The organism is Bacillus cereus group sp. MYBK30-2, assembly GCF_051915945.1.
GTDB lineage: Bacteria > Bacillota > Bacilli > Bacillales > Bacillaceae_G > Bacillus_A > Bacillus_A paramycoides.
Window position 1 is genome coordinate 16,356 of record NZ_JBQAFR010000003.1, and the last position, 14,624, is coordinate 30,979.

The following is a 14,624-nucleotide window of genomic DNA, read 5'->3' on the forward strand; positions in this document are numbered from 1 at the left end:
AGTACCCATCACGTCATCGCCAATACGTTAACTTTCAAAAGGAGGATTTTATTATGTATTCAATGGAACAAGTTGTAAACTTAGCGAAACATCGCGGTTTTGTTTTCCCTGGTTCTGAAATTTACGGTGGTCTTGCAAACACTTGGGATTACGGTCCACTTGGAATCGAATTAAAAAATAACGTTAAAAAAGCTTGGTGGAAAAAATTCATTCAAGAATCTCCATACAACGTTGGGTTAGATGCTGCTATCTTAATGAACCCAAAAACTTGGATCGCTTCTGGTCACGTTGGTAACTTTAATGACCCAATGATCGACTGTAAAAAATGTAAAGCTCGTCACCGTGCTGACAAATTAATTGAAGATGCATTAGATGCAAAAGGCATCGAAATGGTCGTTGACGGTCTTACTTTCGACCAAATGGCTGACTTAATGAAAGAACATGAAGTAAAATGCCCAGATTGCGGTAGTCAAGAATTCACGGAAATCCGTCAGTTCAACTTAATGTTCAAAACATTCCAAGGTGTTACAGAGTCTAGCACAAACGAAATCTTCCTTCGTCCTGAAACAGCACAAGGTATTTTCGTAAACTTTAAAAACGTACAACGCTCTATGCGTAAAAAACTTCCATTTGGTATTGGCCAAATCGGTAAAAGTTTCCGTAACGAAATTACACCTGGTAACTTCACATTCCGTACACGTGAATTCGAACAAATGGAACTTGAATTCTTCTGTAAACCTGGTGAAGATTTAGAGTGGTTCGCATTCTGGCGTGAAACTTGTAAAAACTGGTTACTTTCACTTGGTATGACTGAAGAAAGCATGCGTCTTCGTGACCACGGTGAAGAAGAGTTATCTCACTACAGTAATGCAACAACTGATATTGAATTCAGATTCCCATTCGGTTGGGGCGAACTTTGGGGCGTTGCATCTCGTACAGATTTCGATTTAAAACGTCACATGGAACACTCTAACGAAGACTTTAACTATATTGATCCACAAACGAATGAGCGTTACGTACCATATTGCATCGAGCCATCTCTAGGTGCAGACCGTGTAACATTAGCATTCTTATGTGATGCATATGAAGAAGAGCAATTAGAAAATGATTCTCGTACAGTTCTTCGTTTCCACCCTGCTTTAGCACCATACAAAGCAGCGATCTTACCATTATCTAAAAAGCTATCTGAAGGTGCTACTGAAGTATTCGCAGAACTAGCTAAAGACTTCATGGTAGACTTTGACGAAACTGGCTCTATCGGTAAACGTTACCGTCGTCAAGACGAAATCGGTACACCATTCTGTATCACATATGACTTCGACTCAGTTGAAGACAAAGCTGTTACAGTACGTGACCGTGACACAATGGAACAAGTTCGTATGCCAATTAGCGAACTAAAAGGTTTCTTAGAGAAGAAAATTCAGTTCTAATTATAAAAAAGAGGCGGCTCATAAGAGCCGCCTCTTTTCTATTTTTCACGTTTTTCTTTAATTGCTACTGTACATCTTGAAATACATAATAAATCGTCATTTTCATCAATGATACGAATATCCCAAACCATCGTTGTTTGTCCTCTATGTATCGGTGTTCCAATCGCTGTTACAATTCCATCTTGCTTTGAACGAATATGATTTGCGTTAATTTCTAATCCGAAACAAATACATTTTTCTTGATCAATTAAATTGTATGAACCAACACTTGCCACAGTTTCTGCTAAAGCAACAGATGCACCGCCATGTAAAAAGCCAAACGGCTGATGCGTACGTCCATCCACCGGCATCGTAGCAACTACCTTATCTTCTGTCATTTCTAACAACTCAATTCCAAGCGAATCCATTAAAGTTTTTGACATATCGTTTCCCCCTTCTCTCACTTTTAATTAAATGTATATTTTTACCTATTTACTTTCAAACTACCTATAACACTTATATAAGGAGGTTTCACCTAAATGAAACAAAAATTTTGTATACTACTGCTTATGTTCTCCTTGCTGACTATTGTACCAAATTGTATGCATGCAGCCAAAGCATCCAACCTGACAATTGATGTTAAGACTGTAACACAAAAAGGTAAGAAACCTTATATAGAATATCAAATTAATAGGCCTTCTTTTCACAATTTTTCTGATTCACAATTTCAAAATAAGCTGAATTCCTATTACAAAAATTCTACTGATAAATTTAAAAGTAAGTTAGAGAAAGAAGCGAAGAAATATTATAAAGAAACAGAAGGATCTAGCACACCTTTTCATCCATACGTTGCAAATGTTGACTATAAAGTAGCTTTAAACAAACCACCTTTTCTCAGCCTATATGTGAATTACTATCAATATACAGGCGGAGCGCACGGACTTTATACGTGGAAGGCAAATACATTTGATTTGAACGAAAAAAAATTATTACACTTAGACGATCTATTTCAACAAGAGGATAAATATAAAGAAATAATTCGTACAGAGATTGTAAGACAAATTAAACAAAATGAAAGCATTTATTTTCCTGACGCAGCCGAAAAGGTAATGAGCGCTAAAAAGTTCCACTACTTTTTAGAACCAGATAATCTCGTTATTTATTTCCCTTTATATGAAATTGCTCCTTATTCAAGCGGAATCCCGCAATTTCGTATTCCATATACATTGCTGAGAGACTATTTAAAGTCTTCTTATCAAAATATTTTGATTGACAACAAGTAAATATTTTCGCTACGATATTGTTAACCTAAACACAACGGAGGGTTAACAATATGAGGAGATTTCATGTTTTAGATCTAGCATTGGCTGCCATGTTCGTCGCTCTTATGGCTATTGGTGCAAATATTGTATCTTGGGCACCATTCCTACAAATAGCGGGCGTTCCATTATCTATGCAACCATTTTTCGCAATTTTAGCAGGGCTTCTTCTTGGAAGTAGACTAGGGGCATTATCAATGACTGTTTATATGCTTGTTGGAGTAGCAGGTGCGCCAATCTTCGCTAACTTCAAAGCTGGATTTGGAGCACTTTTAGATCCTACTGGTGGTTTTATTATCGCATTTATTATCGTTGCTTACGTATCAGGAAAACTAGTGGAGCGAAAAGAAAGACCAACATTCAGCACCTTTGCAATTGCTTCTTTCGCCGGAATCATTTTAACGTATATTATCGGTACTACTTATATGTACGGAGCGGTCAATATTTTCATGGGCGGTAATATGAGTTATAAAGCAGCTTGGATGATTATGATGTGGTTTGCAGTAAAAGATATTGCATTTACAATTATCGGTGCTATTATCGCACCTCGCATATACTATGCTGTACGCCGTTCAGCCTATCAACATTCTCATTCGACGATTTCATAATAAAAAGGAGTTGTTCCCATAGGAACAACTCCTTTTTATTATATTAAGACTCTTGCTTCGTTTGCTCATCTAGAATTTTCTTCATCATGACAAGCATATCATCACGTAATTCTTCGTGCTGCAATGCCATTTCAATTGTTGTTTGAACAAATCCTAATTTTTCACCAACGTCATAACGCTTTCCTTCGAAATCATACGCAAATACACGTTGAATTTCATTTAAGCTTTGAATTGCATCCGTTAACTGAATTTCGCCACCCGCTCCAACTTGTTGCTGTTCCAAGAACATAAAGATTTCAGGAGTTAAAACGTAACGTCCCATGATCGCTAAGTTTGAAGGTGCAGTACCTTGCGCTGGTTTTTCAACGAAATTACGAACTTGATAACGACGTCCCTCTTGCTCTAACGGATCGATAATTCCGTAGCGATGTGTTTCTGCCTCAGGAACAGTTTGTACACCAATAACAGAAGAAAGTGTTTTGTCATACTCGTCCATTAATTGACGTAAACATGGTGTTTCAGCTTCAACGATATCATCACCTAATAATACTGCAAATGGCTCATCACCGATGAATTTACGTGCACACCAAACAGCATGTCCTAGCCCTTTCGGTTCTTTTTGACGGATATAATGAATATCTACCATTTTTGAAGAAGCCTGTACTTTTTCAAGTAACTCATACTTTTTCTTTTCTAATAAGTTTTGCTCTAGCTCAAATGCATTATCAAAGTGATCTTCAATAGAGCGCTTTGTTTTACCAGTAACGATAATAATATCTTCGATGCCTGATTTCACTGCTTCTTCTACAATGTATTGGATAGTTGGTTTATCTACTATCGGTAACATTTCTTTTGGCATTGCTTTTGTTGCTGGTAAAAAACGTGTTCCTAATCCCGCTGCCGGGATAATTGCTTTTCTCACTTTTTTCATGACAAATACCCTCGCTTTTCATTCTAATTCTCTTAGTAAGGTGCAAATTTATAACATCAACTCTTAATAATCCTTTACATCATACAAAACTATAAGAAAAGAGGAGGTCGTTCTCCGTTCTCCTCTTTTCCTATCAGTAGCACTCTATTCTATTATAAACGATTCATAATGTCTTCTTTAATAGTAAGTAACTTTTGTTCACTATTTTGTAAGGAATCATCTTGTACACCAAAGTAGAATTTAATTTTTGGCTCTGTGCCAGATGGACGTAAGCAGAACCAAGAACCATCTTCTAATTGATATTTTAACACATTTGATTTCGGTAAGTGAATCTCTTCCTTATTTCCATCTTGTAAAGTTGTAATAATGCTTGCCTTATAATCCTCAACCGCAACGACTGTGAAGCCAGCTACTTCCTTCGGAGGATTTTCACGGAATGTTGCCATCATCTCTTGAATCTGTTCAGCACCGTCTTTTCCTTTTAACGTTAACGATACAAGACCTTCACGGAAGAAACCATACTTCTCGAATACTTCTAATAGACCATTATATAACGTTTTCCCTTGCGCTTTGTAGTATGCAGCTACTTCACATGCAAATAAGACAGATTGTACCGCATCTTTATCACGGCAGAATGGACGAATTAAATAACCATAGCTTTCCTCATAACCAAATTGGAATTCATATTGCCCACTTTCTTCATACTGCTTAATTTTCTCACCAATAAATTTAAATCCAGTTAACGTATCAACTGTATCCAAACCGTATGCTTTTGCGATTGTGCGGCCAATTTCAGACGTTACGATTGTTTTTAGAACAACACCGTTTGCCGGAAGAGTTCCATTTTCTTTCTTTTGTGATAATAAGTAATCGAGCATTAATGCACCTGTTTGGTTACCAGTTAATACTTGGAACTCACCATCGTGATTACGAACTGCTACGCCTAAACGGTCTGCGTCAGGATCAGTTGCGATTAATACGTCTGCGCCAACTTTTTCACCGTCACGAATTGCATACTCAAACGCTGCATGCTCTTCTGGATTCGGCGATTTTACTGTAGAGAAGTTTGGATCTGGTAACTCTTGCTCTTTCACAACCGTTACATCTGTAAATCCAACTTCTTCTAGGCCACGGCGTACAGAAATATTTGACGTTCCGTGTAAGGGAGTAAAGACGATTTTTAAATCTTTACCAACTTTTTGTACCATTTCTTTATTAATAATGACATTGTTCAATTCTGCTGCATATGCATCATCTACTTCTTGTCCAATTATATGTAATAAACCGTCAGCTTTTAATTGCTCCACATCAGCAACTTCAACTGTTAATTCATCTTTCACTGCATTTACGTAGCTAATTAACTCATCAGCTTCTTTTGGAGGCAACTGCCCACCATCTTCACCATATACTTTATAACCGTTATATTCAGGTGGATTATGACTCGCCGTAAGAACGATTCCACTTACTGTATGTAAATGACGAACTGCGAAAGAAAGCACTGGCGTTGGACGTAAGCTTTCAAATACATATGTTGTAATACCGTGTGCACCAAGTGTAGCAGCTACTTCCATTGCAAATTCAGGTGATTTATGACGAGAATCATACGCTACAACAACACCGCGTTTTTTCGCCTCCTCACCTAATTTTTCAATAAATCTTGCTAATCCTTTTGTTGCTTTACGAACTGTATATACATTTAAACGATTCGTACCAGCACCAAGTTCACCGCGCATACCACCTGTACCAAACTCTAAGTTTTTATAGAAGCTATCTTCAATCTTCTTCTCATCTTGTCTCATGTTCTCTAGCTGTTCTTTTAATTCTACATCTAATTCTGCATATGAAAGCCATCGACTAAATTCTTGTTCCCAATTCATCCTTCTATCTCCTCTCACGTGTCATAACTTCATTATATGAAAAAAACAACCTGTATCTCAATATTTTTTAAAATCTAGCAGGATTTTACTATAAATATTTGTATACACTATGGTTAAATACTCCACCAAAGGGAATGAGGATTATGCATGAATGGGGCTTGTCAGAAGAGCTCAAAATAAAAACAAAGCAGATGATCGAAATTGCCGAAAAAGAATTATCAAATATGAGACAAGCAATCGATAAAGAAGATGAATGTATTTTATGTAAAATGGAAGATATTCATCATATGTTAACGAACGTACAGACGTTAGCGGCTACATATTATATTCAAGCATACTTATCACCTTATACGGAAAGTTCGCATTTTATCACAACAGCTGTTCAACATTTAAGTACCCGAAAACACGGTGCTCTTATTGTTGTGGAACGAAACGATATTCTTGATTCTTTCATTCAAACTGGAACGACACTAAACGCACACTTAACCGCTCCACTACTCGAATCGATTTTTTATCCAGGTAATCCTCTTCATGACGGAGCCGTTCTTATTAAAAATAATCATATTGTCTCAGCTGCTAATATTCTTCCGTTAACAAAAAGTACAGAGATTGATTCTGAGCTAGGAACACGCCACCGGGCCGCAATTGGTTTATCAGAGAAAAGCGATTCCCTTATATTAGTTGTCTCTGAGGAAACAGGGCGTACTTCATTCGCTTTAAATGGAACTTTATATACGATTTCTTTATAAAAAATGCAGAACACTATATGTACCTATAAAATAAAAAAACTGTTCCGCAAAGATCAATTATGTCATGACCTTTGCGAACAGCTTTTTTCATACTCTTTATTCTTCTCCGAAACGTTCAACAAGTGTTGCAAGTGTACGAACCATCGCACCTGTTGCTCCAGCCGGGCCTAAATCATGTGCACCTGTTGTTTCAGATGTTCCAGCGATGTCTAAGTGCACCCATGGTGTCTCTTCTGCAAATTCACCTAGGAATGTACCTGCCATAACCGCATGTCCTTCACGACCTGGTGAGTTATTTAGATCAGCAAATTTACTGTTTCGAACACGTTCTTTATCACGCTCAAAAATCGGTAATTGCCAAATCGGCTCATCCGTTTCCATTGATGCTTCTAACACTTGTTCAAACAACTCTTCATCGTTCGTCATTGCACCTGTTGTATGATTTCCAAGTGCAACAATTACACCACCTGTTAACGTTGCAACATCAACAAGGTAATTTGCACCAAGTTTCTTCGCATACGTAATGCCATCAGCTAATGCTAGACGACCTTCTGCATCCGTATTTAATACTTCAATTGTTTTTCCGCTCATAGATGTAATAACATCATCTGGCTTAAATGCTGTACCACTTACAACATTATCAGTTGATGGAATCACAGCAATTACATTTTGCTCAGGGCGAAGTTCACCGATGATTTCCATCGCACCAAGAACTGCTGCTGCACCACCCATATCTCCCTTCATACCAACCATGCTTTCACGAGGTTTTAAAGAGTAGCCGCCTGTATCATATGTAATCCCTTTTCCAACGAATCCAATTACATCCGTCCACTCTTCTTTTCCTTTATAAATAAGAGCGATCATTTTTGGCGGCTCTGTAGAACCTTGGTTTACTGCAAGTAATGCACCCATACCAAGCTCTTCCATCTCTTCTTTCTCAAGAACTTTATAGTCCATATCGTATTTTTCAGCTAATTCAACTGCATACTCAGCAAGCTTTGTCGCTGTTAATACGTTTGGCGGCATATTTACAAGTGTACGAGCTGAATTCGTTGCACGTCCATGCACATATCCAACTGTTAATGCTGCTTCAATTTCTTGCGCATCTTCTGCTGTAATAGCAGTAAGCTTTTCTAGCTCTACACTTTCTTTTTTATCCGTTTTATATGTTTGTAATCCGTATGTGCCAAGGCAATATACTTCAGATGCAATATGAGCTACATCAATCGCGTCTAATTTCTCCGTTACGAAAGAATCAAGTAAGATTGCTGCATCTTGTACTTTTGCCACTTGTAACGATTTAAATGCTTTACTAAGAGCTGCACGTAACGTTTCTGTTGTGTATGACTCTTTCTTACCTAAACCAACAAAATAATAACGTTTAACATTTGTCTTTCCTAAGCTATGTACTTTTGAAATGGCTTTCTTCTTAGTAGAAAGTTCTTTTTCTTCTAATAAAACTTGTAATTGTCCCTCAAACGCTTTGTCCAGCTCTTGTACAAAACTGCTCATTTTATCTTCTTCAAATAAAGCAACAATTACTGCTTCATGACTTGCTAATTCTTTTTGTACTTGAAACATGTTCAGACCCCCTAAATTTCTCTACGTCTATTATAACTATATTTTCGATAAAATGCGACAATTCTAACTTCTATCATCTCATATAAAGATGCTACCTCCAATATATTCTATGGTAAAATAAGACAAGAAAAAAAGTCTAGTGTTATTGCCACTAGACTATCTTTGTTTTAAATATTGACCACGAAACACCTGCATCGTTTCATCTTGGTTTAACATCGTTAACTGTTCTTCTGTAAACTTGCCATCTCCGACTTTCACTACATATACGTTTACTTTTTTCTTGCCCCATTGACTATACACATCTTGAACCGTATCGTAATACAAATCAAGCCTATTTCCTTTAATAGCGCCGCCTTTATCCGCTACAACTCCATATCCGTAACCTGGTACAAATAAAATTGTTCCAATTGGGAATACACGTAGATCAGCAGCTATCGTAGAATATAAATCTCTTTTCGCTTTGACACCTGAATATGTAATACCATACTCTGGATGCCCCGGCCTCTTACCAGTCGATTCAACACCTGATGTATAGCCGGTTGCAGTCATTTCTATAACACGATATTTAGACCAGTCATTTGCCTGTTCTAAAGCATTTATCACTTCTTTACTCGGAGCAACTTTTTTCTCAATTTCTGCTGCATGTACTTCTTTTGCACTCGTTTCCTCATATGATTTTATAATTTCTAATAAAGAAACTCCTGTGAAAGCCTTCCATGTTACGCATAATGCGAATGCAAGTAAACAAGTCATCATAATGCGAATACAATATCGTTTTAACATTTTTATATTCCACACTCCTTCATCGTTAATCATTCCCTATACGATAAAGAAATATGCAAAAGAAAATCCCCAATGAAATTGGAGATTAAAACATTTGATACCCACTTTTCCGAAGTTTCTTTATTACAACTCCCGCTAAAGCTGCTCCTACTAATCCAGTAGATAAAATAAACATATCTGCTTGTCCTAAATGCGATACACTCGTTCCAAATGAAGAAAATGTTTCTTTTGGTTTTGAAAAATAATCCCATACACTTGCTTTATTAATAATAAGCATACAAACAATCGGATATACAATAACCATTACCCATGTAGCTCGCAAAATCATGTTGAGCAAAAATCCAATTCCAAAAAACAAAATAAAGAATAACATCATTGAAATAAGTAGTACCGGTATACTCACTCTTTCTCCCTCTCCTTCGCATACGCCGTAAACACATGATAAGCCGTGTAACCAAATTGCTCTCCTGGATTTAATGTTTTATCCATCTCAAGATGCGACTCTGCTCTTCCTTCTAATAAATATTTAATGAGTACAGAAGTATTTTGATCATCTGCAATATTTTCTGGACGTAAAAAAGCTACTTCCGACAATTCTTTCTCCTGTACAATAACGTCTTCTCCCTCTGGCTCTAAAAGAAAAATAATCATATTATCGCTAATTTCATTACGAATAACACCCGAACGAATACCGATAATCCCCTTTACATGAGCAACAATGCCTGTCTCTTCTAAAATTTCACGTTTCACAGCTTCATCAACAGTCTCACCTTCATTAACAAAACCAGCTGGTAAAGACCATTGCCCTTTCAATCCACCGTATTTCTTCTTAACGAATAGCCATCTCCCATCTTTTGTAGCTACTAAGCCACTGACAGCTAACCACACTTTTCCTCGCTTCCCCATGATGTAACCTCCTCTGCCAAAACGGACAGAATATTCTTTCTTTTTTATATATTATACTATATTTTTAAATATACTGTGACTTTTCCTTTCTTAGGGTAATGCCCCATTGCCATCAACTTAAAAAATTGGCATTTCCCCATATCGAAAAAAATGAGCTGAATTATTATAAATAACTCTGGAAAGATAAAGTTTTCATTTTGGGGATACTTCAAAATATTAGCCTGATGGACATAGGTATCACCACATGTCCATGGATTAAAGAAAGAGCCTATTATTAAACTGTGCCCTACTCTTTGGGTCGGAAGAGGTGCTATAGATGAATATAAAGACATATAGGGCTCAAGTGTTTTCTTGGTCTAAGAAGGCCAAGGTAGAAATAGTAGAACTCATTTCCGCCGGCATAGGTATGGCCGGACCTGTTCTGTTCGCCACAGTTCTAGGCTATCCCGCTCTTGGTTTTGCTGCATCGGTCGGCAGTTTGGCAGTCAGTAGCGTGAAAGTCGGTTCGAGTTTTATAAATCACGGGAAAAAGTTGGCATCAGCGCTGATATCAGTAGTGCTCGCTGCGATTGCTGCTGTTCTCTCTTTCGGACATGGCTATCTGACATTCGGAGTCTTGATCCTGCTGGTAAGCCTTGCTGCGTTAATTGGCGGATATAGTCGTGCCTTGGCGGTGGCAACAACACGCTTTGTCATATTCCTGATCATCATCCTCAACATGGTCGACCAGACGGAGTACCGGATGAAACTAATTTTTTCAATCTTAGCAGGGGCGATTTGGACCGTCAGTATCAGCTTGGTGCTAGGCATCTGGGTACACCGGTGTTTTAAATCATCGCTGGATGGAGTTATGAAAGGGCCAACATCGAAAAAAATCATTCTATGGCGGAATTCTCTTGCACACCTATCCGGTTGGCAATTCCCAATCAGGCTCGCATTATGTCTAGTTATAGCTGAGGGATTGCGAATACTTTGGCCCGAGCACCACTTCTATTGGATTGCAATTACCGTAGCGATTCTTACTCAGCGGAAAATAGAACTCTTTCCAATCAAAACAACACAACGAGTGCTTGGTACAGTAATCGGCGTGATTGTTGCGAGCTTGCTTCTCGCAACTACTCTACCAATTTGGGGGTTAGTTATAAGTATCGGGCTATTCGCAGGTGTTCGACCTCTTCTAAAGGTTCGAAATTATCTTGTATACTCTGCAACCATGATCCCGCTCATTATTTTGATCATGGAAGCCGGCAAGCCGTTCCAGCTTATCATTCTGTTCGACCGTGTATTTGCAACCCTTATCGGTGCAGTCATCGTGATTGCAGTGAACTTGATATTCAGTAGAGCGATGGCGAAATCAGTGTAAAGGTGGTTATCTAGCGAAAGATGCTTTAATATTTCGGGTATCTTTTCCAGTTGAACAAAATCCCCCTAAAATGAAAAAATACGCTATTCTTTCTGTAGAATCATAAGAAAGGATGGCGTTTTTGTATGTCTATTTCTGTATCTGATGAATTACAACTATTTGCTAAAGAACTATATGGAAGGAAAAGTAAGTATGAAGAAAACGAAACAGTGGCCTCGCGAATCTGCATTTTCTTTCTTCGGAAACGCAATTATTCTATATGTAATTTCTTTCACTTTTCACCCTCTTTTTATTACTATATCGAAAACGTGTATTATACAAAAAAAGCAGAAACAGCTCATAGCCGTTTCTGCTTTTTCTACTATATATTAAAAGAACTTTAATTTACCTTTTTTAAGAACTAATAAAGGTCCACCAAGTAAGAATAGGTAACGGTTATCGATTACTTTCTTCATGAAAGAAGCTTTCCAACCTGTTAACTTTTTACCCATAACAACGCCCATTGCATCGTCATGACCTAATGAACATACAGATCCTTTATTATCAAATGCGAATTTTTTCATTTCACCTTTGCCACGAACTAATACAGTTAAGTTGTGTGCGATGTTATAACCTTGTTGAATTGCAATTTGTGCTGTTGGTGGGTATGGACGGTTAATCTCTTCATTGATGATTAACGCTGCGTCACCAACCATGAATACATCTTCATGACCTGGAGCATGCATAAACTCATCCACTTTAATACGTCCGCGCATTGCTTCGAATCCAGACTCTTCTACAATACCGTTACCACGAACACCTGCAGCCCAAACTACAGTTTCAGATTTAAGAAGTTCAGAATCATCACCGTTTGCAACGATAATACCTTCTTCAGTTGCTTCTTTAATTGCTGTACCAATGCGGAATTCTACACCTTTTTTCTCAAGTTGTTTTACGGCGTATTCTACTAGTTCTGGATCAAAACCAGGAAGTGCCGTTGGAGCAGCCTCTACACAGATGATGCGTGCTTTTTCACGTGGAATATCGTACTTTTTGCAAAGTTCAGGAATACGATTTGCAAGCTCACCTACGTACTCGATACCAGTAAATCCAGCACCACCAACAACGATTGTTATTAACTCATCGCGTTTTTCAGTCGCATATTGAGCGAATTTTTCTTCCATATGCTCACGAATTTGACGAGTTGCATTAATGTTAGTGATTGAGAATGCATGCTCTTTTAATCCTTTAATTCCGAACGTTTCTGATTCGAAACCAAGTCCGATTACTAAGTAATCATACTCTAATTCACCATTTTGTAAGATAATACGTTTTTCAGCAGCTTTAATTTCTACTACTGTATCTTGTACAAAGTTTACTTTATTTGTATCGATAACGTCTTGAATATCTAGACAAATTTTATCATCCTGTAATGTACCAGCTGCACTTTCATGTAACCAAGTTGCTTGGTAGTGATAGCTGTTGTTGTTTACTAACGTAATTTCAGCTTCACTTACAGATAATGTTTTTTGCAGACGAACAGTCGTAATCATCCCACCATAACCTGCACCTAAAACTACGATTTTTGGAGTCTTCACCAAATCACAACCCTTTTCTTTATATAATAGTAATGAAAAATAATACCAAGTACTAAAATCTCTATTTGTCAAGAATGTGGAATTTATCACATTCTATATCGTAACAAAACGCAGTCAAAAAATCGTACGAAATTTGTCATAGAAAATTAACATAATACTTCCCTATATTAGTCGGTTTTATTCTAGAATTCAAGCATCTGGGGAATTATCAATATTTTAAAATAACATAGCGTTTTCAAGGGTTTTCCATCCTTTTTTTCATGTATTTTCCTTTCGCTATATTTTATACAATTCTAAAACGTCTATGCACAAACTTACTTATAATTCAGTCGTTTTCAGAAGTATTATTAACTGAAGTATGCTATCATTTATTTTGAAAGTGTCATCATTTGCAGGATTTTCGTGTACATATGAACAATATATGAAATCAATATTAATTTTCCATCTATAGGGGGAATGAAAGTGACAGAAAATCAAAAAGTTTACGACATAACAATAATTGGTGGTGGCCCAACAGGACTATTCACTGCATTTTATGGCGGAATGAGACAGGCAAGTGTAAAAATTATTGAAAGCTTACCTCAACTTGGTGGACAATTATCCGCACTATATCCTGAGAAATACATTTATGATGTAGCTGGATTCCCGAAAGTACGCGCACAAGATTTAGTTGATAACTTAAAAGAACAAATGAAGAAATTCGATCCAACTGTTTGTTTAGAAGAAGCTGTTGATACGCTTGAGAAACAAGCTGATGGCATATTTAAACTTGTTACTAATAAACAAACTCACTATTCTAAATCTGTCATTATTACTGCTGGTAATGGTGCTTTCCAACCACGCCGCTTAGAATTAGAAGGCGCAACAAAATACGATAAGAAAAACTTACATTATTTCGTTGATGATATGAATAAATTTGCTGGAAAACGTGTCGTTGTATTTGGCGGCGGTGACTCAGCAGTAGACTGGACAATGATGTTAGAACCGATTGCAGACAAAGTTACAATCGTCCATCGCCGTGATAAATTCCGTGCACATGAACATAGTGTAGAAAACTTAATAAATTCCCGCGCAGAAGTAAGCACACCGTATGTTCCAATTGAACTTATTGGTGATGACACTATTGAGCAAGTCGTTCTTCAACACGTAAAAACAGAAGAAAAAGTTATCATCGATGTTGATGATGTAATCGTAAACTACGGCTTCGTTTCTTCTCTTGGTCCAATTAAAAACTGGGGCTTAGACATTCAAAAGAACAGCATTCTCGTGAATTCGAAAATGGAAACAAATATTCCGGGCATTTACGCTGCTGGTGACATTTGTACATATGAAGGAAAAGTAAAACTCATTGCTTGTGGCTTCGGGGAAGCACCGACAGCAGTAAACAACGCAAAAGCTTACTTTGATCCAAACGCAAAACTTCAACCAATGCATAGCTCAAGTATGTTTTAATATAGAAATAAAAAGAACTCCTTTCACGTATGGAAGGAGTTCTTTTCTTTCTTATAAAGATTCTTAATC

Annotated in this window: 14 protein-coding genes; 6 read left to right on the forward strand and 8 right to left on the reverse strand. The window is 37.3% G+C overall.

The window, feature by feature from the left end:
* Positions 1–53: 53 nt before the first annotated feature.
* Positions 54–1,430, forward strand: coding sequence for a glycine--tRNA ligase (locus tag ACTFQM_RS19425; RefSeq protein WP_000287156.1), 1,377 nt, complete (start codon positions 54–56; stop codon positions 1,428–1,430).
* 38 nt (positions 1,431–1,468) lie between these two features.
* On the opposite strand, the gene ACTFQM_RS19430 is transcribed toward ACTFQM_RS19425, so the two are convergent.
* Positions 1,469–1,852, reverse strand: a complete 384-nt coding sequence (locus tag ACTFQM_RS19430; RefSeq protein ID WP_002174004.1) for a hotdog fold thioesterase — start codon at positions 1,850–1,852, stop codon at positions 1,469–1,471.
* 96 nt (positions 1,853–1,948) lie between these two features.
* On the opposite strand from ACTFQM_RS19430, the gene ACTFQM_RS19435 reads away from it, so the two are divergent.
* Both ACTFQM_RS19435 and ACTFQM_RS19440 read left to right on the forward strand, forming a co-directional pair.
* The gene (locus ACTFQM_RS19435; protein ID WP_400531152.1) at positions 1,949–2,692 is read left to right on the forward strand and encodes a DUF3298 and DUF4163 domain-containing protein; all 744 of its coding nucleotides are present in this window, start codon (positions 1,949–1,951) and stop codon (positions 2,690–2,692) included.
* 50 nt (positions 2,693–2,742) lie between these two features.
* Positions 2,743–3,336, forward strand: a complete 594-nt coding sequence (locus ACTFQM_RS19440) for a biotin transporter BioY (RefSeq protein WP_002174006.1) — start codon at positions 2,743–2,745, stop codon at positions 3,334–3,336.
* 43 nt (positions 3,337–3,379) lie between these two features.
* Here ACTFQM_RS19440 and galU read toward each other — a convergent pair whose 3' ends face one another.
* Together galU and ACTFQM_RS19450 are read right to left on the reverse strand one after the other, a co-directional pair.
* Positions 3,380–4,267, reverse strand: coding sequence for a UTP--glucose-1-phosphate uridylyltransferase GalU (galU, locus tag ACTFQM_RS19445; protein ID WP_440035869.1), 888 nt, complete (start codon positions 4,265–4,267; stop codon positions 3,380–3,382).
* A gap of 152 nt (positions 4,268–4,419) precedes the next feature.
* The gene (locus tag ACTFQM_RS19450; protein WP_440035871.1) at positions 4,420–6,144 is read right to left on the reverse strand and encodes a phospho-sugar mutase; all 1,725 of its coding nucleotides are present in this window, start codon (positions 6,142–6,144) and stop codon (positions 4,420–4,422) included.
* A 143-nt stretch (positions 6,145–6,287) separates the two neighbouring features.
* On the opposite strand from ACTFQM_RS19450, the gene cdaS reads away from it, so the two are divergent.
* Positions 6,288–6,893: a sporulation-specific diadenylate cyclase CdaS gene (cdaS, locus tag ACTFQM_RS19455; RefSeq protein WP_400487727.1), complete on the forward strand. Its 606-nt coding sequence runs from the start codon at positions 6,288–6,290 to the stop codon at positions 6,891–6,893.
* Between the two features lie 96 nt (positions 6,894–6,989).
* Here cdaS and pepA read toward each other — a convergent pair whose 3' ends face one another.
* The 4 genes from pepA to ACTFQM_RS19475 form a co-directional block, all read right to left on the reverse strand.
* A complete protein-coding gene (gene pepA / locus ACTFQM_RS19460) occupies positions 6,990–8,474 on the reverse strand; it encodes a cytosol aminopeptidase (protein WP_002174010.1) in 1,485 nt (494 codons plus the stop codon).
* 156 nt (positions 8,475–8,630) lie between these two features.
* Positions 8,631–9,257, reverse strand: coding sequence for a 3D domain-containing protein (locus tag ACTFQM_RS19465; RefSeq protein WP_002174011.1), 627 nt, complete (start codon positions 9,255–9,257; stop codon positions 8,631–8,633).
* Positions 9,258–9,342: 85 nt separating this feature from the next.
* Complete coding sequence (locus tag ACTFQM_RS19470; RefSeq protein WP_440035876.1) at positions 9,343–9,660, reverse strand: YuiB family protein; 318 nt, start codon at positions 9,658–9,660, stop codon at positions 9,343–9,345.
* Complete coding sequence (locus ACTFQM_RS19475) at positions 9,657–10,163, reverse strand: NUDIX hydrolase (RefSeq protein ID WP_440035878.1); 507 nt, start codon at positions 10,161–10,163, stop codon at positions 9,657–9,659. The genes ACTFQM_RS19470 and ACTFQM_RS19475 overlap by 4 nt, the downstream gene beginning before the upstream one ends.
* A gap of 316 nt (positions 10,164–10,479) precedes the next feature.
* On the opposite strand from ACTFQM_RS19475, the gene ACTFQM_RS19480 reads away from it, so the two are divergent.
* A complete protein-coding gene (locus ACTFQM_RS19480; protein WP_440035880.1) occupies positions 10,480–11,526 on the forward strand; it encodes an FUSC family protein in 1,047 nt (348 codons plus the stop codon).
* A 368-nt stretch (positions 11,527–11,894) separates the two neighbouring features.
* Here ACTFQM_RS19480 and ACTFQM_RS19485 read toward each other — a convergent pair whose 3' ends face one another.
* Positions 11,895–13,103 carry an NAD(P)/FAD-dependent oxidoreductase gene (locus ACTFQM_RS19485; RefSeq protein WP_002174015.1) on the reverse strand — a complete coding sequence of 403 codons (1,209 nt, stop codon included), beginning with the start codon at positions 13,101–13,103 and terminating at the stop codon, positions 11,895–11,897.
* Positions 13,104–13,565: 462 nt separating this feature from the next.
* Here ACTFQM_RS19485 and ACTFQM_RS19490 point away from each other — a divergent pair, with 462 nt between their 5' ends.
* The gene (locus ACTFQM_RS19490; RefSeq protein ID WP_440035882.1) at positions 13,566–14,555 is read left to right on the forward strand and encodes an NAD(P)/FAD-dependent oxidoreductase; all 990 of its coding nucleotides are present in this window, start codon (positions 13,566–13,568) and stop codon (positions 14,553–14,555) included.
* The last annotated feature ends 69 nt before the right edge of the window (positions 14,556–14,624 follow it).

What these genes read in the sequence shown, in the direction of transcription:
- ACTFQM_RS19425 (WP_000287156.1), top strand. Translation starts at nt 54, where the DNA reads ATGTATTCAATGGAACAAGTTGTAAACTTAGCGAAACATCGCGGTTTT.
- ACTFQM_RS19430 (WP_002174004.1), bottom strand. Translation starts at nt 1,852, where the DNA reads ATGTCAAAAACTTTAATGGATTCGCTTGGAATTGAGTTGTTAGAAATG.
- ACTFQM_RS19435 (WP_400531152.1), top strand. Translation starts at nt 1,949, where the DNA reads ATGAAACAAAAATTTTGTATACTACTGCTTATGTTCTCCTTGCTGACT.
- ACTFQM_RS19440 (WP_002174006.1), top strand. Translation starts at nt 2,743, where the DNA reads ATGAGGAGATTTCATGTTTTAGATCTAGCATTGGCTGCCATGTTCGTC.
- galU (WP_440035869.1), bottom strand. Translation starts at nt 4,267, where the DNA reads ATGAAAAAAGTGAGAAAAGCAATTATCCCGGCAGCGGGATTAGGAACA.
- ACTFQM_RS19450 (WP_440035871.1), bottom strand. Translation starts at nt 6,144, where the DNA reads ATGAATTGGGAACAAGAATTTAGTCGATGGCTTTCATATGCAGAATTA.
- cdaS (WP_400487727.1), top strand. Translation starts at nt 6,288, where the DNA reads ATGCATGAATGGGGCTTGTCAGAAGAGCTCAAAATAAAAACAAAGCAG.
- pepA (WP_002174010.1), bottom strand. Translation starts at nt 8,474, where the DNA reads ATGTTTCAAGTACAAAAAGAATTAGCAAGTCATGAAGCAGTAATTGTT.
- ACTFQM_RS19465 (WP_002174011.1), bottom strand. Translation starts at nt 9,257, where the DNA reads ATGTTAAAACGATATTGTATTCGCATTATGATGACTTGTTTACTTGCA.
- ACTFQM_RS19475 (WP_440035878.1), bottom strand. Translation starts at nt 10,163, where the DNA reads ATGGGGAAGCGAGGAAAAGTGTGGTTAGCTGTCAGTGGCTTAGTAGCT.
- ACTFQM_RS19480 (WP_440035880.1), top strand. Translation starts at nt 10,480, where the DNA reads ATGAATATAAAGACATATAGGGCTCAAGTGTTTTCTTGGTCTAAGAAG.